Consider the following 21,061-nt stretch of genomic DNA (forward strand, 5'->3'; position numbering starts at 1 on the left):
GATTGCGGGCTCCCGTTTCACTCACAACCGGAATCCCCCTATGTCGATCCTGACACCTCGGTCGCTGCGTGCGGCCGGGCGGGTCGTCGCCGTGTTGCTGGGCCTGGCCCCGGCGGCATCGGTGATGGCGCAAGCCGCCCCTTCCTATGACACCCTGCTTGAACGCCTGGACCAGCTGCCCGGCACCCGCGTCGGCGCGGCGCTGGCCGAGGCCGCCGATGCGCGCGCCGACCAGGCCCGCGCACTACCCAACCCTTCACTCTCCTATTCCGCCGAGAACGCCTGGGGTACCGGCTCCTATGGCGGCATGGGCAGGGCCGATACTGTGCTCACCCTGTCCCAGCCACTGGAGATCTGGGGCCAGCGTGGCGCGCGCGTCCGTGCGGCCCGCGCCGAGGCACAGGCCGCCAACCTGCGTGGTGCCCAAAGCCGCAGCGATGTGGCCAGCCAGCTGGCGGTGGTCTACGCACAGGCGGAAAGTGCACTGCGCCGCTACACCCTGGCCGAAGAGGCACTGAGCCTCACCCGCGATGACGCCAACGCCGTCAACGCGATGGTCAAGCAGGGCCGCGAACCGCAACTGCGCGCGGTGCAGGCGCAGAGCGAAGTGGCCAACGCCAACGCCGCGCTGGATGAAGCGCAGGCCTTCCGCGATGCCGCGCTGGCCCGCCTGGCCGGTGCTGCACTGCTGGATGCGCCGGTGCAGTCGATCGACAACAGCCTGCTCGACCGTGCGCCGCCGCTGCCGCGCGGTGCCACCGATGTAGCACTGGCCGTGCGCATCGCCGAAGCCGAAGCCGATGCGGCGGGCAAACTGGTCGAGGTGGAGCGCAAGCGCGCCCTGCCCGACCTCAGCGTCACCGCCGCGCAGACACGCTTCCGCGAAGGCGGCGAGCGTGCCTACAACCTCGGCGTCAGCATCAGCATCCCGCTGTTCGACCGCAACCGCGGTGGCATCCGCGCCGCCAGTGCCGACCAGCGCGCGGCCGAGGCGCGCCTGGACCAGCAGCGCCGCGACAGCGAGGCGGCACGCCTCTCGGCCGTGGCCGGTTTGAAGGCCGCCGGCAGCCGAACCCGCGCCGCCGATGAAAGCGTGGTCGCCGCCGAAGAGGCGTATCGCCTGGCCCGCATCGGCTTCGACGCCGGACGCATCTCGCAGCTGGAACTGCGCAGCACGCGCAGCGCTCTTATCGCCGCCCGCGCCGCCGCCGTGGATGCGCGCCTGTCGCGCGTCGGCGCGGAAATCGATCTTGCCCGCCTTGAAGGGCGCGCACCCTTTGTGGAGGCCCCATGACTCTCTCCCGTACTTTTCCGCTGATCGGCGGCATGCTGCTGACTGTGCTGCTGGCCGGCTGCGCCGGCAACGCGCAGACGCCTGCCAATGAAGACCCCGCTGCGGCCAAGGCCGACACCGACGATGGCCATGGCCACGCCGCCAGCAGCAAGGAAGCCAAGGCAGAAATCGCGAAGGCGCCTGCTGACGCCGACGAAGGCGTGGTGCAGCTGACGCCCGAGCAGATCAAGGCGTCCGGTATCGAAGTGGTTGCCGTCGGCCGTGGCGGTGGCGGTTCCACCCGCCTCGCCGGTCGGGTGGAACCCTCGGTCGGTGCCCGTGCCTCGGTGGCCTCGACCGTGACCGGCCGCGTCGAGCGCGTGCTGGTCGCGCCGGGCACGGCGGTGAAACAGAACCAGGCGCTGGCCATCGTGGTCAGTGGCGAGGCAGCCGTGTTCCGCGCCAACGCGCTGGCCGCATCCGCCGAAGCCGAGGCCGCACGCCTTGCCTATGGCCGCGACAAGGCCCTGGTCGAGCAGGGCGTGGTCGCCCGCCAGGAGCTGGAAGCCTCGCGTGCGCGTTCGCTGGCGGCACAGGCCCAGGCCGCTGCCGCACAGGCACAGGCCGCCGCCAACGGCGCGCCCGACGCCAGTGGACGCGTGCGCATCACCAGCCCGGTGGCCGGCATCGTCGGCAACGTGCAGGTCACGCCGGGCGGTGTGGTCGCCGCCGGCAGTGCGGTGGCCGACGTCGCCGACCCGTCGATGAACGAGCTGGTGTTCACCGCACCGCCAGCGCTGGCTGCGCAGGTCATGCCCGGCATGACGCTGGAAGTGAGCGTGCCGGGTGGCAGCTTCACCGCTACCGTCACCGGTTCGGCCGCCGATGTACGGCAGCAGGGCGGCGTCGCAGTGATCCGCGCCACGCCGGTGGATGCGTCGCTGCCGCCAGCCGGTTCACCGGTATCGGCCGTGGTGGTCACCGAAGGCCAGGACGGCTCGCTCAGCGTGCCCGCCGATGCGGTGCAGAACGTTGATGGCAGCAGCGCGGTGTTCGTCGCCGTCGAAGGTGGCTTCAAGGCGCAGCCGGTACTGGCCGGGCGCCGTGCCGGTGACCGCATCGAGATCCTCGGTGGCCTGAGCGGCAACGAGCGCATCGTCGGTGCCAACGCCTTCCTGCTCAAGGCCGAGCTGGCCAAGGGCGAAGCCGAGCACGGCCACTGAGGAGGCGATCATGTTCAAGCTGATCATTGAAACAGCGGTGCGCCACCGCTGGCTGGTGGTGTTCATGGCGGCGCTGATCGCCGCCGTGGGCCTGTTCCAGCTGGGCAAGCTGCCGATCGACGCCGTGCCGGACATCACCAACCGCCAGGTGCAGATCAACACGGTGGCCCCAGCGTTGACCCCAGAGCAGATCGAACGGCAGGTGACCTATCCACTGGAAACCGCGCTGGCCGGCATTCCCGGCCTGACCACCACGCGTTCGCTGTCACGCAATGGCTTCTCGCAGGTCACCGCGATCTTCACCGATGCCACCGACATCTACTTCGCCCGCCAGCAGGTGGCCGAACGCATGCGCGAGGCATCGGAAGACCTGCCCGATGGTGCGTCGCCGATGCTGTCGCCGGTCACCACCGGCCTCGGCGAGGTGCTGATGTGGACGGTGGACTTCACCGCGTTCGATCCGACCAGGCTGGCCAAGCCCGGTGAAGCCGGCTGGCAGGCCGGCGAGGTCTACCGCACGCCGGAAGGCAACCTGCTGCGCACGCCGGAAGAGCGCGCGACCTACCTGCGCACCGTGCAGGACTGGATCATCGCGCCGCAGATGCGCTCCAGCCCGGGGCTGGCCGGGGTCGATACGGTCGGCGGCTACGTCAAGGAATACGGCGTGCATCCGGACAGCGCCAAACTGGCCGCGCATGGCCTCGGCCTGGCCGACCTGGTCACTGCCCTGCAGCGTTCCAACGTGCAGGCCGGCGCCGGCTTCGTGCAGCGTGCCGGCGAAGGCCTCGTGGTGCGTGCCGATGGCCTGGCGCTGACCACCGAGGATCTTGCACAGGCGCCGGTGGCCACCCGCAATGGCGTGGTGGTACGCGTGGCCGATGTGGCCACCGTGGAACTGAGCCGCGCGCCGCGCCTGGGTGCAGCCAGCCGCAACGGCCACGAGGCTGTGCTGGGCACCGCGCTGATGATTGCCGGTGGCAACAGCCGCACCGTGGCGCAGGCCGCGGCCGCGCGTCTGGAACAGGTGAACACCTCGCTGCCGGCCGACATCGTGGCCGCACCGGTGCTGGACCGCAGTGTGCTGGTCAATTCCACCATCAAGACCGTGGCCCGGAACCTCACCGAGGGCGCGCTGCTGGTGGTGGTGGTGCTGTTCCTGCTGCTGGGCAACCTGCGCGCGGCCACCATCACCGCGCTGGTGATTCCGCTGTCGTTCCTGTTCGCGGTGATCGGCATGAACCGCTTCGGCATCAGCGGCAACCTGATGAGCCTGGGTGCACTGGACTTCGGCATCCTGGTGGACGGTGCGGTGATCGTGGTCGAGTCGACGCTGCTGATGCTGGGCCAGCGCCGCGCCGAACTGGGCCGGACGCTGACCGCGATGGAACGGCTGCGCGTGGCCGCCGATTCCGCGCTGAAGATGGCGCGCCCGGCGGCGTTCGGCCAGCTGATCATCCTGCTGGTGTTCGCGCCGATCCTCACCCTGGAAGGTGTGGAGGGCAAGACGTTCCACCCGATGGCGGCGACCTTCATGCTGGCCCTGGTCGGTGCCTTCCTGTTCTCCTTCACTTTCGTGCCGGCGATGACGGCGCTGCTGGTGCGCGAGCCGAAGCTGAAGGACGGCGATGCACATACGGACGACGGCGAGCACGAGACCAGGCTGATACGCGTGCTGCGTGCGCGCATCGAGCCGGTGATCCGCAAGGCCGTGGCGCATCCGCGCACGGTAGTGGCCAGTGCGGTGATGATGGTGGTGGTGGGCATCGGCTCGTTCTCGCTGCTGGGCCGCGAGTTCATGCCGACGCTGGATGAAGGCAACGTGGCGATGCAGGCGTTGCGCGTGCCGTCGACGTCGCTGGAGCAATCACTGGCCATGCAACTGGCGTTGGAAAAGGTGATTGCCACGCAGCCGGAAGTGGAAACCGTGTTCTCGCGTACCGGTACCGCCGAGGCGGCGATCGATCCGATGCCGACCAACATCTCCGACAGCGTGATCGTGCTGAAGCCACGCAAGGACTGGCCCGATCCGAAGTTGGCCAAGGACGCGCTGGTGGCCCGTTTCGAAAAGCTGGCCGGGCAGCAGCTGGGCAACAGTTTCGAGTTCAGCCAGCCGATCGAGCTGCGCTTCAACGAGCTGATTTCCGGCGTGCGTACCGACCTGGCCGTAATGATCTTCGGCGATGACTTCGGCCAGCTGCAGAAGGTGGCCGACCAGGTGGCGCTGAAGCTGCGTGCGGTGGAGGGCGCGGCCGACGTGCGGGTGGAGCAGATCTCCGGCCTGCCCACGCTGAACGTGGCGATCGATCATGTGGCGGCGGCGCAGTACGGGCTGACTGCAGCGGATGTGAGTGATGCACTGTCCACCGGCATCGGCGGTACCGCCGCCGGCAAGATCTTCGAAGGCGACCGCCGCTTCAACGTGGTGGTGCGCCTGGACGATGCCGCGCGCAACGATCCGGACCAACTGGCCTCGCTGCCGATCGCCACGCCGTCGGGGCTGGTGATTCCGCTGTCGTCGGTTGCCCGCATCACGGTCAGCGAAGGGCCGAACCAGATCAGCCGCAACAACGGCAGCCGCCGCGTGGTGGTGCAGGCCAACGTGCGTGGCCGCGACCTGGGCGGCTTCGTCGGCGAAGCGCAGGCCGCGGTAGCCGACGTGGCACTGCCGCCGGGTGCCTATCTGACCTGGGGTGGCCAGTTCGAGAACCTGCAGCGCGCGGAAAAGCGGCTGGCAACGGTGGTGCCGGTAGTGTTCCTGCTGATCGGCAGCCTGCTGTTCATGGCCCTGCGCAGCGGCAAGGAAGCCATTCTGGTATTCAGCTGCGTGCCGTTGGCGCTGGTCGGCGGCATCCTCGCGCTGCTGCTGCGAGGCATGCCGTTCTCGGTATCGGCGGCGGTCGGTTTCATCGCCGTCTCCGGCGTAGCCACGTTGAACGGCCTGGTGCTGATGCAGGCGATCCGCGAACGCCTGGACGCCGGCGACCTGCCGTTGCAGGCGGCGATCAACGGTGCCTCCAGCCGCATCCGAGCGGTGCTGACCACGGCGCTGGTGGCGATCGTCGGCTTCATTCCGATGGCGATCGCCAGCGGTTCCGGTGCGGAGGTGCAGAAGCCGCTGGCGACGGTGGTGATCGGTGGCCTGATCACCGCCACCGTGCTGACCCTGCTGGTGCTGCCGACCTTCGCAGCACGGGTGGCCAGGCCGCGGGCGGTAGGCTGAGGTGAGAGGGGGTCGGAGCCCTTTCCACGGGAAAGGGATCCGACCCGGTGACCGGGTCGGATTGCCGGCCAGCGGCCGGCACTACCCGGTACCGGTCAGGCCTTCTTGCGCTCGGCGATGTAGGCCTGGATCTGCTGTTCCAGCACCGGCAGCGGCACCGAGCCCTGCTTGAGCAGGGTGTCGTGGAAGCCCTTGATGTCGAACTTGTCGCCCAGCTCCTTCTCGGCCTGCGCACGCAGGCGCACGATGGCGATTTCGCCCAGCTTGTAGCTCAGCGCCTGGCCCGGCCAGGAAATATAGCGGTCCACTTCGGTGGTCACTTCATGCTCGCTCAGCGCGGTGTGGTCACGCAGGTAGGCCAGCGCCTGCTCGCGGGTCCAGCCCTTGCTGTGCACGCCGGTGTCGATCACCAGGCGCGCGGCGCGCCACATCTCGTAGGTCAGGCGGCCGAAATCCTCGTACGGGGTTTCGTAGATGCCCATCTCCACGCCCAGCTTCTCGCAGTACAGCGCCCAGCCTTCGCCATAGGCGGAGATGTAGGCGTTGCGGCGGAACTCGGGCAGGTTCTTCTGCTCGGCGGCGATCGCGCCCTGCAGCGAATGGCCCGGATCGGATTCATGCAGGGTCAGTGCCGGCAGGTTGTACAGCGGGCGCGACGGCAGGTTGTAGGTGTTGAGCCAGTAGGTGCCCATGCCACCGCGGCCGGCCGTCCAGAACGGTGCGATGTCCGGCGGCACCGGCACGATGGTGAAGCGCGCGCGCGGCAACGTCATGTACTTGCCCAGCTGGCCATCGGCGCGCTTGGAGATCCACGCGGCGCGCGACAGCAGCTCTTCCGGCGTCTTCGCATAGAACTGCGGATCGGTACGCAGGAAGGTCAGGAACTCGGCGAAGCTGCCCTTGAACTTCACCTGCTTGATGATGTCGTTCATCTCGCCATGGATGCGTGCGACTTCCTCCAGGCCGATGCGGTGGATCTCGTCCGGCGACAGGTCCAGCGTGGTGTACTCGTGGATCTGCTGCCTGTAGTAGGCCTTGCCATCGGGCATCGCTTCGGCGGCCAGGGTGGTGCGCGCCTGCGGCACGTACTCGTTGACGAAGAAGGTGCGCAGCTGCTGGAACGCCGGCACCACCTTGCCGCTGATCGCTTCACGCGCCTGCGCCTGCAGCCTGGCCTGTTCGGCGGCCGGGATGCTGTTGGGCAGCTTCTTGAACGGCGCGTACAGCGGCGATTCGGTCGGGTCCTTCAGCTCGGCGACGGTGGCGATGGACACTTCGCGGCCATCCAGCACCGCGCGCGGCACGCTGAAGCCGCGCTTCAGGCCGGCGCGCATGTTCTCGGTCTGCTGGCCGAAGTAACGCGGCACGTCGTTCAGCCGTGCGATGTAGTTCTGGTAGTCCTGCACGGTCTTCATCTCGCGCCGGGCCATGAAGGACAGGTTGGACCAGAACGAGGAATCGGCGTTGAACGGCATTTCGTAGCCGCGCAGGCGCGTCTCTTCGGCCAGGTTGAACACCTGGTCGTGGTAGATCGCGTAGTTGACCTGGTTGTCCGGCGACAGGGTCTTCGGGTCGATCTTCTTCAGCGCGGCCAGGGTCTCGTCCCACACCTTCAGGCGTGCCTGCTGCGCGGCCGGGCCGACGTCGGGCATGCGGGTGGCGTTGGCGGGCGCGTCTTCGTCCTCGCTGGCTTCACCACCTCCCTGCTGGCGCCACTTCCATTCCTTCTCGTACAGCGCGCGGAAGGCGGCATCTGCGGGCGATTCGGTGGCCACGCTGGCGGGCGCGGCGGCGGCGGTGGGCGCAGCGGCCGAGGCCACGGTGGGGGCGGACAGGGCGAGCAGCAGGGCAACGGCAAGGCGGGTTTTCACGAGCACAGGTTCCCGGGAAGGCAGGCCCCGATGATGGCACCGCCCACGGCTCATGGCATGGGACGAAGGTCCTGCCTGCAGCGCAGGCAGGACCGGGAACCGGCCGCAGGCCGGGGCCCCAGCGCCGAAGGCGCGTGGTAGAGCCGACTGCTAGTCGGCTGCTCTTCGGCCAGACGTGGCAAAGCCCGCGCTCCGCGCGAAAGTCGACTGACAGTCGACTCTACCCACGGCAGACCGCATCCCGGCGCAGCCTCAGTGGCTGGCCCTGTCGCGCTTCCAGCCGCGGTGCTTGATATCCAGGTGCAGGCTGTACAGGGCGGTAAACGCCGGGAACAGGTTCTGCAGCACGCCCACCGAGTCCTGCTTGGCCGAGAACAGGAAGTAGCTCAGCGTCATCAGGCTGCCGATCACGCTCATGTACCAGAACAGGCGCGGGATGACCGGCTTGCCGGCGCGCTTGGAGGCGATGAACTGGACCAGCCAGCGGCCGCCGAACATCAGTGCGCCGGTGTAGCCGATCAGCTTCCAGCCGGTCACATGCAGGCCGGTCCAGTACAGCCAGGTCAAGGGCTGATCCAGCCAGTGCAGCTCCAGATCCATCAGCGCTCCTCCACCGCGGTGCGCTTGCTTCGGGTGATCAGCCAGGCCACGCCACGCAGGTCGCGGATGCCGACCAGCGCACGGCCGAGGTTGTTGTACTTGGACACGCCGGCGGTGCGGTGGCGGTGGTTGACCGGCACGCTGATGGTCTTCCAGCCGGCACGCTGCATCAGCGCCGGCAGGTAGCGATGCATGTGGTCGAAGTACGGCAGGTCGAGGAACGCGCTGCGTTCGAACAGCTTGATGCCGCAACCGGTGTCGGGCGTGTCATCGCGCAGCATGCGCGCACGGATGGCGTTGGCCCACTTGCTGGCCCAGCGCTTGCTGCCGCTGTCCTGGCGGTTGACGCGCCAGCCGGCGAACAGCTTCACCTGCGCCTCGGCGGCGTCGCGTGCGGCGAGCAGCTTGGGAATATCGGCCGGATCGTTCTGGCCATCGCCATCCAGGGTGGCGATCCACGGCGCCCGCGCATGCTTGACGCCGGTCCGCACGGCGGTGCTCTGCCCGCTCTGGTTCACATGGTGCAGCACCCGCAGTTCCGGCGTGGTCGCCTTCAGTCCCTGCAACACGGCCAGGGTGTCATCGCGCGAGTGATCGTCGATGTAGACGATCTCGAACGGCAGCCGGCCACGCAGCGCAGCGGTGATTTCGGCGACCAGCGGGGCAACATTGTCGCGCTCGTTGAACACCGGGACGACAACGGAAAGCTCGGGTTGGCTCATAAGGCACTCGGCCAAAGGGGGGACAAAGACCGCGCATTCTCCGAAACCGAGGTTATCCGAAGATGAACCCGGCGGCGTGAGGATCCGTCCTCAGGCGCGATCACCAAAATACTCGCGGCACCACTGCACCACAGGCGGCAGGCCTTGTTCGATCGGGGTCACCGCATCGAAGCCGAAAGCGTCATGTGCGCGCCGGGTATCGGCCATCGTGCGCACCATGTCGCCGGGCTGCATGGGCTTGTAGACCTTCTGCGCGGGGCGGCCGGCGGCCTGCTCGATCACGCTGATGAAGCGCTCCAGCTCGACCGGCGTATGGTTGCCGAGGTTGAACACCCGGTGCGGCACCGGACCGTCGGCCGGATGCGCGAGGGCGCCGAGGATACCGGAGACGATGTCGGAGACATGTGTGAAATCGCGCTGCATGCGGCCTTCGTTGAACACGTCGATCGGCCGACCGGCCAGCACCGCGCGCGAGAACAGCAGCGGTGCCATGTCCGGCCGGCCCCACGGGCCATACACGGTGAAGAAGCGCAGCCCGGTGGCATGCAGGCCGTACAGCTGCGCGTAGGTGTAGGCCATCAGCTCGTTGGCGGCCTTGGTCGCCGCGTACAGCGAGCGCGGCTGGTCCACGCGCTGGTCTTCGGAGAACGGCGGCGTGGCCGAATCGCCGTAGACCGAACTGCTGGAGGCGTACACCAGGTGCTGCACGCCACGGTGGCGGCACAGCTCGAGCATGTTGACGAAGCCGACCAGGTTGCTGTCGACGTAGGCATGCGGGTTTTCCAGCGAATAGCGCACGCCGGCCTGCGCGGCCAGGTGGATCACCGCGGTCGGCTGCACCTCGTCGAACAGCGCGGCCAGGCCTTCGCGGTCGGTCAGGTCCAGGGTGCGCAGGTCAAGCGCCGGACACAGCGCGGCCACGCGGTCACGCTTGATCTGCGGGTCGTAGTAATCGTTGAAGTTGTCCAGACCGACCACGGCCCGGCCGGCCTCCAGCAGCGCGCGGGCGGTGTAGGCACCGATGAAGCCGGCAGCGCCGGTGAGCAGGATGGTCATCGCGGGTCTCGATCAAAGCACCCCGCTGCCATCGGCGTGGCCGACGTCGCGGGGATGCGTCGGCCGGCGTGATGTGGCGCCGGGCTCAGCCCTGGCGCGTGCGCAGTTTTTCCAGCACGCCGTCCAGGGTGTCCAGGTCGGTGTAGTGGATGATCAGCTTGCCCTTGCCGCCACGGCCGTGGCTGATCGCCACCTTGGCGCCGAGCGCTTCGGACAGCTCGGTTTCCAGCGAGGCGATGTCGGCCTGCTGCACCTTCGGCGTGGCCACCGGACGGCTGCTCGGCACCTTGCCGGCGGCGAAGGCCTGCGCGCGCCGCTCGACCTCGCGCACCGACCAGCCTTCGTCGGCCGCTTCCTGGGCCAGCTTGCCGGCCAGTTCGGGGGCCAGGGTCAGCAGCGCACGGGCATGCCCCATTTCCAGGCGGCGGGTTTCCAGCAGCAGGCGGATCGCCACCGGCAGTTCCAGCAGGCGCAGCAGGTTGGACACCGCCGCGCGCGAGCGGCCGACGGCCTCGGCGGCCTCGGCATGGGTGAGGGTGAACTCGCTGATCAGGCGCTGCAGCGCTTCGGCTTCTTCCAGCGGGTTGAGGTCTTCGCGCTGGATGTTCTCGATCAGCGCCATCGCGATGACGGTGCGGTCTTCCAGCTCGCGCACCACCACCGGCACTTCGTCCAGCCCGGCCAGCTGCGATGCGCGCCAGCGGCGTTCACCGGCGACGATTTCGTAGTTGCCCGCCGGCAGCTGGCGCACCAGGATCGGCTGGATCACGCCCTGCGACTTGATCGAGTCGGCCAGCTCGGACAGCTTGCCCTCGTCCATTTCGCGGCGCGGCTGGTATTTGCCCGGCTGCAGCTGGCCGACCGGCAACTTGCGCAGCACTTCCCCCGGCAGCGGCTCGATCACCGCCGTGGTGGCCTGCACCTGGCTGACCGCGCCCTTCGGGCCCAGCAGCGCGTCCAGGCCACGGCCGAGGCCTCGCTTCTTGGCTGCCGGCTTGCTGCTGGTCATCAGACGGTCTCCACGGCCTTGGTGGCCTTGTTGCGTTCGTTGTTGCGGCGGATGATCTCGCCGGCCAGGCCCAGGTAGGCCACGCCACCGCGCGAGGCGCGGTCGTAGCCGACGATGCTCTGGCCATGGCTGGGTGCCTCGGCCAGGCGCACGTTGCGCGGCACGATGGTGCGGAACACGCGATCGCCGAAGTGCTCGGTGAGCTCGGCCGACACCGCGTTGGCCAGGTTGTTGCGCACATCGAACATGGTGCGCAGCACGCCTTCGATCTCCAGCGCCGGATTGAGGTCGGCACGCAGCGCTTCGATGGTTTCCACCAGCGCGCTCAGGCCTTCCAGGGCGTAGTACTCGCACTGCATCGGCACGATCACCGAATCGGCGGCGGCCAGCGCGTTGAGCGTCAGCAGCGACAGCGCCGGCGGGCAGTCGATCAGGATGTAGTCGTACTCGTCGCGGATCGGTGCCAGCGCGCGCTTCAGCCGCTGCTCGCGCTCGCTCTGCGCCATCAGCTGGATCTCGGCGGCGGTCAGGTCGATGTTGCCGGGCAACAGGTCGTAGCCTTCGGCGGTCTGCACGCGTACATCGGCGGCGCTGGACTCGCCCAGCAGCAGATCGTAGGTGGAGGCGGCCAGCTCACGCTTGTCCACGCCGCTGCCCATGGTCGCGTTGCCCTGCGAATCGAGGTCGACCAGCAGCACACGCTTGGGTGCATTGGCCAGGGAAGCGGCCAGGTTGACGGCGGTCGTGGTCTTGCCGACGCCACCCTTCTGGTTGGCGATGGCGATGATGCGGGCCATGCGGGTGTGCCTCGTCGACGGATGGTTGGGACCGGTCATTATGCGTACAACCGGCCCCTTGCGGAAATCGTGGATCGCCAACCCGTTGTTCCACAAAGGGCTGGCGGCGGGAATCAGGGACCTGTAACGGTGACCAGGTGGCGTTCGCCGGCCAGGCCGGGCACGCTCAGCGGGGTCACCTCGCGCACCTGCCAGCCCGCCGGCAGTTCCGCGATCTCCTCATGCGGGTAGACGCCCTTCATGGCCAGCAGCACGCCACCGGGGCGCAGCAGATGGCCACCGACGCGGACGATGCCGGCCAGGGTATCCATTGCGCGCGCGGTCAGCTGGTCGTAACGGCCGGCCTCGTCCAGCGCCTCGGCGCGCGATTCGGCCACGCGGGCATTGCCCAGGCCGAGCTGGCGCACGGCCTCGCGCATGAAGCGCGCCTTCTTGCCATTGCTCTCGACCAGGGTCACCTGCAGGCCCGGGCAGGCGATGGCCAGCGGGATGCCGGGCAGCCCGGGCCCGGTGCCGAGGTCGGCCAGGCTGCCATCGGCCACGAACGGCTGCATCGCCAGCGAGTCGAGCAGGTGGCGGGTGACCATCTCCTGCGGGTCGCGGATGGCGGTGAGGTTGTAGGTGCCGTTCCAGCGGTGCAGCAGGGCCAGGTAGCGCAGCAGCGGCGGCGCCAGCGCGGCATCCAGGCCCATGCTGGCCAGGCCCTGTTCCAGCGTGGCAGCCACGCTGGCGGGAAGTGGGTGTTCGCTCATGCCGGCATTATCGCCGGTTTTGCGCGCTGATTCCCCGCCTCAGTGCGGATACCAGGCCAACGCCGCCCGGAACTGACCGGTGGCCTGCCATTCGTGCAGGTGCCAGCGCGCGGCCTCGCCCAGTTCCGGGTCGCACCAGCGCAGGTGCAGGGCGCCATCGGCCCCCGGCGCCAGCTGCAGGCGGTGCAGGCCGAACGAGATACCCTGGCCGTGCGCCTTCAGCATCGCTTCCTTGGCGCACCACACGCGGAAGAACCAGTGTTCGCGGTCGGCCTGGTCCAGGCTTTCCAGCCACGCCACCTCCTCCGGGTGGAAGAAGCGCTGCACGATCTCCAGCAGGCGGGCGCGCGGCCGCAGCAGTTCCAGGTCCACGCCCAGCCGCACGCCTTCGCCCAGCGCCACCAGCAGCACCTCGCCGCTGTGGCTCCAGCCAGTGCCGTAGTGGGCCAATGCGCCGCTCAGTTCCGGCCGGCCCTTGTCATCGCGGACCAGCGGCAGCGTCTCCGGATCGGCCCCGAGGGCCTGCGCCAGCACCTGCCGTGCCTGCGGTTCGCCGCGATGGCCGGGCACGTGCGGGCGCCGCCAGACCGTCACCGGACCAAAGCGCCACGGGCCGTCGAGGGTGGCTGGCAGGCTCATGCGCACGCGCCCGTCACACGATTGCACGACGGGTTCACGGCCGTGCGCGTCAACTGGTCACCGTTCCCCACCGGAGGTTCGATCATGGGCATCATCATCTGGCTGATCGTCGGCGGCATCGTAGGCTGGCTGGCCAGCATCATCATGAAGCGCGATGCCCAGCAGGGCATCATCCTCAACATCGTGGTCGGCATCGTCGGCGCGCTGATTTCCGGCTGGCTGTTCGGCGGCGGCATCAACGAAGCGATCACCATTCGAACCTTCCTGTTCTCGCTGATCGGTGCGGTGATCCTGCTGGCGATCGTCAACCTGTTCACCCGCAAGAGCATACGCTGACGCGGCGGTAACGCCGGCCGCTGGCCGGCGGGCCTTTCAGAACGGGCCCGGCAATCGCCGGGCCTCGTTCATTCAACCGATCTGTACCCACGCCGGCGCATGGTCGCTCGGGCGTTCCCAGGTGCGCGGCTCGCGGTCGATGCCCGAGGCCACCGCACCGCTCTTCAGCGCATCGGAGACCAGGGTCAGGTCGATGCGCAGGCCGAGGTTGCGGCGGAAACCGGCCGCCCGGTAATCCCACCAGCTGAAGGTACCCGCCTCGTCGTTGTGCAGGCGGAAGCCATCGTGCAGGCCCAGCTGCAGCAGCTTGGTGAGCGCGCCGCGCTCGGCGGTGGAGGTCAGGATGTGGTTGTCGTTCCACACCTCCGGGTCGTGCACGTCGCGGGCGTCCGGGGCGATGTTGAAGTCGCCCATCACGATCAGCTTCGGGTGGCGCTGCAGCTCCTGCGCGACCCACGCATGCACCGCTTCCAGCCAGCGCAGCTTGTACTCGTACTTGTCGGTACCGATGTCCTGGCCGTTGACCACGTACAGGTTGATCACCCGCAGGTCGCCGAAGGTACCGGCGATGACGCGCTTCTGTTCGTCCTCGAAGCCGGGAATGCCGATCTGCACGTCCTGTGCAGGCTCACGCGACAGCAGCGCCACGCCGTTGTAGGTCTTCTGGCCGGCGAACACGCTGCGGTAGCCGGCGGCGATCAGCGCAGAGTCGGGGAACTTGTGGTCCTCCAGCTTGGTTTCCTGGATACCGACGATGTCCGGGCCGAAGTCCTTGAGCCACTGCTCCAGGTGCGGCAGGCGGACATTGAGCGAATTGACGTTCCACGAGGCGATTTTCATGCGGGCATTCTACCCGGGTGGCCGGGATGGGGGCGGCCCGGATTCCCGTGTAGAGCCGAGCCCACGCTCGGCTGCATTGACCAGGCACCCAGCCAGGAGCAGCCGAGCGTGGGCTCGGCTCTACAGAAGAATCGGGCCCTGATTCAGTAGTGCCACGCCCTGCCTGGGTTCACCGCAGCAGCAGCTTCAACAACCCCACAATCTTCGAATACGGCGGGCGCAGCCGGTCACTGGCCGCCCAGCGCGACTGCCACAGCACCGGCAGCCGCTTGCTCATCGCATCGAACCCGGCCCGGCCGTGGTACGCGCCCATACCGCTGGCCCCCACCCCGCCAAACGGCAGGCCATCGGCGGCGAAGTGCAGCAACGTGTCATTTACCGTCACGCCACCGGCCGCCACCTGGCCGAGGATGCGCTCCACCGTGGCCGTGTCATGGCTGAAGGGATACAGCGCCAGCGGCCGGTCGCGGGACAGCACGTCGGCCAGCGCGGCATCCAGATCCGGATAGGCCCGCACCGGCAGGATCGGCCCGAAGATTTCCTCGCGCATCAGGTCCAGATCGTCGGGCGGGTCCAGCACCACGGTCGGCACCAGCAGACGCTCGCGGTCGGCGCGCGCCTCATCCACCTGCGCCAACGGAATCACCGGCACGCCACGTTCGCGCGCCTGCACCAGATAGCCCTGCAGGCGCTGGTACTGGCCCTCGTTGATGATGCGCGTGTAGTCGTCGGCATTGCTGAAGTCGCCATAGCGCTCGTGCACCTGCTGCTGCAGCGCCTGTACGAACTCGCGCTGGCGGACCGTATCGATCAGCACATAATCCGGCGCGATGCAGGTCTGGCCCGCGTTGAACCACTTGCCGGTGGCCAGCCGCGCAGCGGCTTTGTCCAGCGGAAAATCGCGGCAGACGATGGCCGGCGACTTGCCGCCCAGCTCCAGCGTGACCGGCACCAGATGCTCGGCGGCGGCGGCCATCACCTTGCGGCCAACGGCCGTCGAGCCGGTGAACAGCAGATGGTCCAGCGGCAGCGAGGACACCGCCGCGGCCACATCCGCCCCGCCCTGCACCACCGCCACCCGATCGGGCGGGAACACGCTGGCCAGCAGATCAGCCAGGAACGCACTGGTGCGCGGCGTGTGTTCCGAAGGCTTCAGCAGTACGTGGTTGCCGGCAGCGATGGCGGTGACCAGCGGCACCAGCGCCAGCGTGACCGGGTAGTTCCACGGTGAGATCACCCCGACCACGCCCAGCGGCGTCGGCCGCAACTGCGCGCGCGCCGGCCACAGTTTCCATCCCGCCGATGCCCGCTGCGGTTTCGACCAGCGCCGCAGGTGGCGGCGCAGGTGGTCGATGGCCGACAGCACACTCATGCCATCGGCCAGCTTCGATTCGACGTGGACGCGGTGGCCGAAGTCCTCGGCGATGGCCTGGGCCATTTCATCCAGCCGCGCCTTCAGCGCCTCGCGCAGACGACGCAGGTCGGCTTCGCGCTGGTCGAGCGTGGGCCGCTGCGACTGCCAGGCACTGCGCAGGGAGTGCAGGATGGCGGGAAGGTCGGCGGGGGCGGTGGTGGTCATGGGCCGATTGTAGGGTCGAGCCGTGCCCGGCTCGCATGCCAACCTTCACGCCGTGGCACGGGGTCTCATTCGGACACCTCCCGACCGCCTTGCATGCGTTCACCCCCTCATGCAAACCCGTCCATCACTACGTCTTCTGCTGGTCGGTAGGTTGTGCCGGGCAAGACTGGGGTTCTGGCAACTCAAGCGGAATCTTGATCGGGTACTCGGGGCTGCCGTAGGCATAACAGGAGGTGGTGACCTGAATCTCATCGCAGGGCAGGAAATGTACGGTGATGCCGCAGACGTCCTGGCCGGTGTAATCCGGGACGGAGACGACTTTGCTATGCCTGCGCTTCTGCGCCAGGATTTTCTTCTCCCACTCCAGAAATTTTGGCCAGTCTCTGGTTCCAGGAAAATCTCTCGAGCTTCCGGCACCCGTTTCCCAGTCAACCCGCACCGTCAGCCCAGAATGCCAGCGTTCTGGTGCGCTGTAGCAGCACCCTCCACCGCCGCCTTGATATCGGCCAATGCTGTCAACGGCTGAACGGCCATCGACACTGAACCGGTTGATCGCCCAGTGGGTGTGGTTGACACCATAGATCGCACTCGCATCCACAGCATAGGCAGATAGGAGCAGAGGTGGGCCGGCAAGAAATGCCAGCACCACGCGCTTCAAAACAAACATCATTGAAACCCCATAATGTATAGCCCTCATACTTTGTCCGAGGGAACGAATGCGCTACTCAGGCGCAAACTCCAGCCGCCAATCACGCAGGAACTTGACCTCCCGCGCGATCAGTGCTGATCCTGCTGCGGACGCGTCGGATAACTGTTCGCCCGACATTGGAATCCTCTTCAGGGGGACATTCCGATCACCTACGAAGAAGTGGGGCGTAAAGCAGTTAGGCTCATCGCCCGATTCCGTGGGCTGCTTCACCAACGTCGCAAACACGGCATTCGTCGGCATGCTCGGTTTGGCGCCTGAGCACCACGGATGCGACGAGACGATGTCCTGAATCCGCGCACCAGCCCGACGGAACTCCGTGGGACTGAAAACCTTGCCGAGAGAGACTCGATGCACCCGATAGGTGTCGACTTCCGGTTGCGCCTCGACAAGCCATCCTGAGTTGTCATGCGATGTGCAACTGCAATCGCAGGTCACCAGTCTTGCGCTTGGTACGGCGTCGTTCCAGGACAGCCAGACCGTCTCTGTCTCGCATAGTTGCTTGATCACGGGCGATCTTTCCTCGACTCGCAGGCTTCCCTGCCGTGTCGCGTCGTCGGCAGCTACATGCGTTTCTGCGCCAGCCGCTGACGCTGAGACAGTGATGATCGCTGCCAGAAGTACCCTGCGCATTCCCCGATCCGATTCGATGAATCACACATGCTATGGGGCGTACGGATGAACAAAGGGAGTTCGGGCCATTTGCGTCAGACGTTGGCAGTTCTTGCTAGAAGTCCCCGTCTTCCGTGTGGCTGGATACGTCATCCCGCACCGGTACGATCAAATACTGGGCTGATATGTAGATTCGTACTTGTTTCATTGCCGCACGACGTCAGCGCGCTGAAGGTAGTATCCCACCTCCAATAACATGCGTAGATGCGACGCGTATTTGCATTTCTGACCGGATGTCTTCTCGTGGCCGGAGCTTCCGATGCCAGCGAGCAGTCCATTGATGTCGCGGCAGTCGGCCTGAACGCCGAGCGCGGACACATCGACGGCATTGAGCGCTGTCTGTTCGCGTCTGCGGAACTCTGTGCCGCGCGTTGCGCGGTCGCCGAGCATGGCTCGGCGCTACAGGGAAAAGAAAAGGCCGCGGTCTGCACCGCGGCCTTTCCTTCATCCGGTGAACATCATTCCTACTTGGTGATATCCACGTTCTTGGTCTCGCGCAGGAACAGGCCGCCGATCACCACCGACATCAGTGCGATCGCAATCGGGTACCACAGGCCGTAGTACAGGTTGCCGGTACCGGCCACCAGCGCGAACGAGATCGCCGGCAGGAAGCCACCGAACCAGCCGTTGCCGATGTGGTACGGCAGCGACATCGAGGTGTAGCGGATGCGGGTCGGGAACAGTTCCACCAGGTAGGCGGCGATCGGGCCGTAGACCATGGTCACGTACAGCACCAGCAGCCACAGCATGAAGATGGTGCCGGCGATGTTGATGCGCGCACCATCGGCCTTGGCCGGGTAGCCGGCGGTGGTCAGCGCGGTCTTCAGCTCCGCGCCGAACGCATCGGCCTTGGCCTTGCCTTCTTCCTTGGTCAGGCCAGCGGCCTCATACGAGGTGACGCTGGCACTGCCCACGTTCACCATCGCCAGCGAACCGGCGGCGGCGGGCTGCACGTCGTACGGCACACCGGCCTTGGTCAGCGCGGCGGTGGCCACGTCGCAGGAGCTGGTGAACTTGCGCAGGCCCACCGGATCGAACTGGAACGAGCAGGTGGCCGGGTCGGCGACGACCAGTGCCGGGGAGCTGCTGCGCGCTTCTTCGATGGCCGGGTTGGCGAAGTGGGTCAGGCCCTTGAAGATCGGGATGTAGGTGATGGCCGCCAGCAGGCAGCCGGCCAGGATGATCTTCTTGCGGCCGATGCGGTCGGACAGCCAGCCGAAGAAGATGAAGAACGGCGTGCCCAGTGCCAGCGCTGCGGCGATCAGCAGGTAGGAGGTGGTGGCATCGACCTTCAGCATGCTGCTGAGGAAGAACAGCGCGTAGAACTGTCCGCCGTACCAGACCACGGCCTGGCCAGCCGCTGCACCGAGCAGGACCAGCAACATCAGCTTCAGGTTGCCACCCTTCAGGCTGTCGCGGAACGGGGTCTTGGAGCCCTTGCCTTCAGCCTTCATCTGCTGGAACAGCGGCGATTCGCTCAGCTGCAGGCGGATCCACACCGAAATGCCCAGCAGCAGGATCGACACCAGGAACGGAATGCGCCAGCCCCAGGCTTCGAACGCCTCGTTGCCCAGCGTCATGCGGCAGGCCAGGATGATCAGCAGCGACAGGAACAGGCCCAGCGTGGCGGTGCACTGGATGAAGCTGGTGTACAGGCCACGCTTGTCGTCCGGCGCGTGCTCGGCCACATAGGTGGCGGCACCGCCGTACTCGCCGCCCATCGCCAGGCCCTGGGCCAGGCGCAGGATGATCAGGATCACCGGTGCGGCAAACCCGATCGAGGCGTAGTTGGGCAGCACGCCGACCAGGAAGGTCGAGATGCCCATGATCAGGATGGTGACCAGGAAGGTGTACTTGCGGCCGATGCGGTCGCCGAGGCTGCCGAAGAAGGCCGCGCCGAACGGGCGCACGAAGAAGCCGGCGGCGAACGCCAGCAGGGCGAAGATCATGCCCGTGGTTTCATTGACGCCACTGAAGAACTGCTTGGCGATGATGGCCGCGAGCGAGCCGTACAGGAAGAAGTCATACCACTCGAAGACCGTGCCGAGGCTCGAGGCGAAGATGACCTTCTTGTGGCCCTTGGTCAGGGTGCCCGCTTTATGTGCGGTGCTGGGTGTACTGGACATGGGACGCTTCCCCTCCGAAGCAATCGTTGTTGGTGGGTGCCGACCGTTGGTCGGCACTCAATTCGGTAGATGCCGACCTTGGCCGGCACCCCATCTCGGTAGGTGCCGGCCGCTGGCCGGCACGCTCTTAGAAGCTGTACTTCGTAGTGAACTGCAACCGGGTGATGTCACCCTTGTTGCCGTTCTCCACTTCGCGACGGCCATACATCAGCTCGGCGCCGATATCGACCTTGGGCAGCGGCGAATAGAAGATGTTGCCGCGGATGCTCTGCACGCTCTTGGTCACCAGCGGGCCGAGGATGCTGTCGTTGTCGTAGTCGCTGCGCGCGTAGATCAGGTTGGTGCGCAGCTTCGGCGAGAACGCATGCCGCCAGCCGACATAGCCGGCCAGCACGCCGGTCGGGTTGAGTTCGTCGCGGGCCACGTCATAGGCACTGTCGGCAGTGATGCCCAGGCCGATGTAGCGGGCGATGCCTTCGCCACCGGTCAGCTGGTAATGCAGCGAATCGCTGTCACCCATCACCCACTTGCCGCCCAGGGTCAGGCCGCCGGCCACCTTGTCGGCCTTCGCGCCGGTCGCCTGGTTGTCGACCTTCAACTGGCGGACGATGCCGCCGACACCGAAGGTGCCCCAGTCGCCCTTCCAACCATAGCGCAGGGTCAGGTCGGGCAGGCTGCCACGGTCGGAGTTGGCGCTGGCGTTGGTCCAGGCGCCGGTGACCGGGTTGCGGGTGCCGGTGAGGGTGGTGGTTTCCGGGTTTTCCAGCGCGACGCTGAAGCCACCCTGGGTGTAGCGCACCTGCGCCTGGCGCACGAAGATCACGCCGTCGGTGGGGCCGACGAAGTCGACCGCTTCCGGCAGTGCGGCCGCGTCCATGAAGTTGGACCAGGTCTGGCCGGCCAGCCAGTTGTTCCAGTACATGTAGGCGTGGCGCAGGGTCACGCCGTAGGTATTGGTGGCGGTCTGGTTGCCCAGCGAGTTGCCGAAGAAGTCCATCTCGAAGAACGCACCGGCCTTGTTGCCCGATTCGCTGACGTTGTCGATGCCCAGGTTGAAGCGCGAGAACTTGGCATGGGCGTTGAAATCGGTGCCCGACCGCTTGCCGCTGCCGCCAGCGCCTTCCACCGGGGTCTGGCCCGGCAGGTACAGCGAGCGGCCGGTGGCGTCGTCGGCCAGCTGGCCATCGCTGGTCTGGGTGGCCAAGAAGTCGGCCTTGATGAAGCCGCCGATCTTGACCGTGGTGCCCGGTGCCGCGCCCGGGGTGAGGGTGGTGACCTGGATCGGCTGCTTGCCGGCCGGCACCTGTGCGACCGGCTTCTGCCCGGCCTGCACCGTGCGGACTTCGGTCACCGCCTGCTGGGTCTGGCTGATCTGGGTCTGTTGTTGTTGCTGCGAAGACAGCAGCAGCTGGACCTGGCGTTCCAGTTCGGCAACGCGTGCTTCCAGTGCCTTCTCTTTGGCGGTCTCTGCGAACGCCATGCCCGGTGCGACCAAGGCGACCAGCAGGCAGGCCGCCAAAGGTGTGCGCACGGCTTTCAACGTACGGTGGCTCATGTTGCCCTCTCTCCCAAGTGGCAAGGTGATGCCGCGCGTGGGGCACGGTCGAGCCGAGACTGCGGGGCGATTATGTATAGCGGCT

The 21,061-nt window shown here is 67.2% G+C and carries 19 protein-coding genes; 4 read left to right on the forward strand and 15 right to left on the reverse strand.

Annotation, left to right across the window (positions count from 1 at the left end):
* Nucleotides 1-40 precede the first annotated feature (40 nt).
* From A7X97_RS15740 to A7X97_RS15750, 3 genes are read left to right on the forward strand one after another with little or no spacing between them, the layout of a single operon-like run.
* The gene (locus A7X97_RS15740) at nucleotides 41-1,294 is read left to right on the forward strand and encodes a TolC family protein (protein WP_111008165.1); all 1,254 of its coding nucleotides are present in this window, start codon (nucleotides 41-43) and stop codon (nucleotides 1,292-1,294) included.
* Nucleotides 1,291-2,496, forward strand: a complete 1,206-nt coding sequence (locus A7X97_RS15745; RefSeq protein ID WP_111008166.1) for an efflux RND transporter periplasmic adaptor subunit — start codon at nucleotides 1,291-1,293, stop codon at nucleotides 2,494-2,496. The genes A7X97_RS15740 and A7X97_RS15745 overlap by 4 nt, the downstream gene beginning before the upstream one ends.
* A gap of 10 nt (nucleotides 2,497-2,506) precedes the next feature.
* The gene (locus tag A7X97_RS15750; protein WP_088496655.1) at nucleotides 2,507-5,716 is read left to right on the forward strand and encodes an efflux RND transporter permease subunit; all 3,210 of its coding nucleotides are present in this window, start codon (nucleotides 2,507-2,509) and stop codon (nucleotides 5,714-5,716) included.
* A 95-nt stretch (nucleotides 5,717-5,811) separates the two neighbouring features.
* On the opposite strand, the gene A7X97_RS15755 is transcribed toward A7X97_RS15750, so the two are convergent.
* From A7X97_RS15755 to A7X97_RS15790, 8 genes are all read right to left on the reverse strand, one after another.
* Entirely contained in the window at nucleotides 5,812-7,587 is a 1,776-nt protein-coding gene (locus tag A7X97_RS15755) for a DUF885 domain-containing protein (RefSeq protein ID WP_111008167.1), read from the reverse strand.
* Between the two features lie 252 nt (nucleotides 7,588-7,839).
* Complete coding sequence (locus tag A7X97_RS15760) at nucleotides 7,840-8,187, reverse strand: lipid-A-disaccharide synthase N-terminal domain-containing protein (protein ID WP_049415940.1); 348 nt, start codon at nucleotides 8,185-8,187, stop codon at nucleotides 7,840-7,842.
* Nucleotides 8,187-8,909, reverse strand: a complete 723-nt coding sequence (locus A7X97_RS15765; protein ID WP_072167786.1) for a glycosyltransferase family 2 protein — start codon at nucleotides 8,907-8,909, stop codon at nucleotides 8,187-8,189. Before A7X97_RS15765 ends, A7X97_RS15760 begins: the two co-directional genes overlap by 1 nt.
* 90 nt (nucleotides 8,910-8,999) lie before the next feature.
* Complete coding sequence (locus A7X97_RS15770) at nucleotides 9,000-9,965, reverse strand: NAD-dependent epimerase/dehydratase family protein (RefSeq protein WP_088496653.1); 966 nt, start codon at nucleotides 9,963-9,965, stop codon at nucleotides 9,000-9,002.
* A gap of 85 nt (nucleotides 9,966-10,050) precedes the next feature.
* Nucleotides 10,051-10,974, reverse strand: coding sequence for a ParB/RepB/Spo0J family partition protein (locus tag A7X97_RS15775; RefSeq protein WP_049415931.1), 924 nt, complete (start codon nucleotides 10,972-10,974; stop codon nucleotides 10,051-10,053).
* A complete protein-coding gene (locus tag A7X97_RS15780) occupies nucleotides 10,974-11,771 on the reverse strand; it encodes a ParA family protein (protein ID WP_088496652.1) in 798 nt (265 codons plus the stop codon). The genes A7X97_RS15775 and A7X97_RS15780 overlap by 1 nt, the downstream gene beginning before the upstream one ends.
* A gap of 113 nt (nucleotides 11,772-11,884) precedes the next feature.
* Complete coding sequence (gene rsmG / locus A7X97_RS15785) at nucleotides 11,885-12,523, reverse strand: 16S rRNA (guanine(527)-N(7))-methyltransferase RsmG (RefSeq protein ID WP_012481632.1); 639 nt, start codon at nucleotides 12,521-12,523, stop codon at nucleotides 11,885-11,887.
* Nucleotides 12,524-12,562: 39 nt separating this feature from the next.
* Nucleotides 12,563-13,162, reverse strand: coding sequence for a 4'-phosphopantetheinyl transferase family protein (locus A7X97_RS15790; RefSeq protein WP_061480448.1), 600 nt, complete (start codon nucleotides 13,160-13,162; stop codon nucleotides 12,563-12,565).
* An 84-nt stretch (nucleotides 13,163-13,246) separates the two neighbouring features.
* On the opposite strand from A7X97_RS15790, the gene A7X97_RS15795 reads away from it, so the two are divergent.
* Nucleotides 13,247-13,498, forward strand: a complete 252-nt coding sequence (locus A7X97_RS15795) for a GlsB/YeaQ/YmgE family stress response membrane protein (protein ID WP_005411656.1) — start codon at nucleotides 13,247-13,249, stop codon at nucleotides 13,496-13,498.
* A gap of 72 nt (nucleotides 13,499-13,570) precedes the next feature.
* On the opposite strand, the gene xth is transcribed toward A7X97_RS15795, so the two are convergent.
* From xth to A7X97_RS15830, 7 genes are all read right to left on the reverse strand, one after another.
* Nucleotides 13,571-14,338: an exodeoxyribonuclease III gene (gene xth / locus A7X97_RS15800; RefSeq protein WP_088496651.1), complete on the reverse strand. Its 768-nt coding sequence runs from the start codon at nucleotides 14,336-14,338 to the stop codon at nucleotides 13,571-13,573.
* A gap of 169 nt (nucleotides 14,339-14,507) precedes the next feature.
* Nucleotides 14,508-15,917, reverse strand: a complete 1,410-nt coding sequence (locus A7X97_RS15805; protein WP_088496650.1) for a coniferyl aldehyde dehydrogenase — start codon at nucleotides 15,915-15,917, stop codon at nucleotides 14,508-14,510.
* 127 nt (nucleotides 15,918-16,044) lie between these two features.
* Nucleotides 16,045-16,587, reverse strand: a complete 543-nt coding sequence (gene tli1a / locus A7X97_RS15810) for a Tli1a family immunity protein (protein WP_172412117.1) — start codon at nucleotides 16,585-16,587, stop codon at nucleotides 16,045-16,047.
* A gap of 51 nt (nucleotides 16,588-16,638) precedes the next feature.
* Nucleotides 16,639-17,133: a hypothetical protein gene (locus A7X97_RS21750; protein WP_146260255.1), complete on the reverse strand. Its 495-nt coding sequence runs from the start codon at nucleotides 17,131-17,133 to the stop codon at nucleotides 16,639-16,641.
* A gap of 306 nt (nucleotides 17,134-17,439) precedes the next feature.
* Nucleotides 17,440-17,685 (reverse strand): hypothetical protein, encoded by a 246-nt coding sequence (locus A7X97_RS15820; RefSeq protein ID WP_088496647.1) that lies wholly within the window; start codon nucleotides 17,683-17,685, stop codon nucleotides 17,440-17,442.
* 74 nt (nucleotides 17,686-17,759) lie between these two features.
* On the reverse strand, nucleotides 17,760-19,421 hold the full coding sequence (locus A7X97_RS15825) for an MFS transporter (protein ID WP_049412037.1): 1,662 nt from the start codon (nucleotides 19,419-19,421) through the stop codon (nucleotides 17,760-17,762).
* Nucleotides 19,422-19,548: 127 nt separating this feature from the next.
* The gene (locus A7X97_RS15830; protein WP_057494015.1) at nucleotides 19,549-20,976 is read right to left on the reverse strand and encodes a DcaP family trimeric outer membrane transporter; all 1,428 of its coding nucleotides are present in this window, start codon (nucleotides 20,974-20,976) and stop codon (nucleotides 19,549-19,551) included.
* Nucleotides 20,977-21,061 lie beyond the last annotated feature (85 nt).

This window comes from Stenotrophomonas sepilia (assembly GCF_003244875.1).
In the GTDB taxonomy this organism is placed as follows: Bacteria; Pseudomonadota; Gammaproteobacteria; order Xanthomonadales; family Xanthomonadaceae; genus Stenotrophomonas; species Stenotrophomonas sepilia.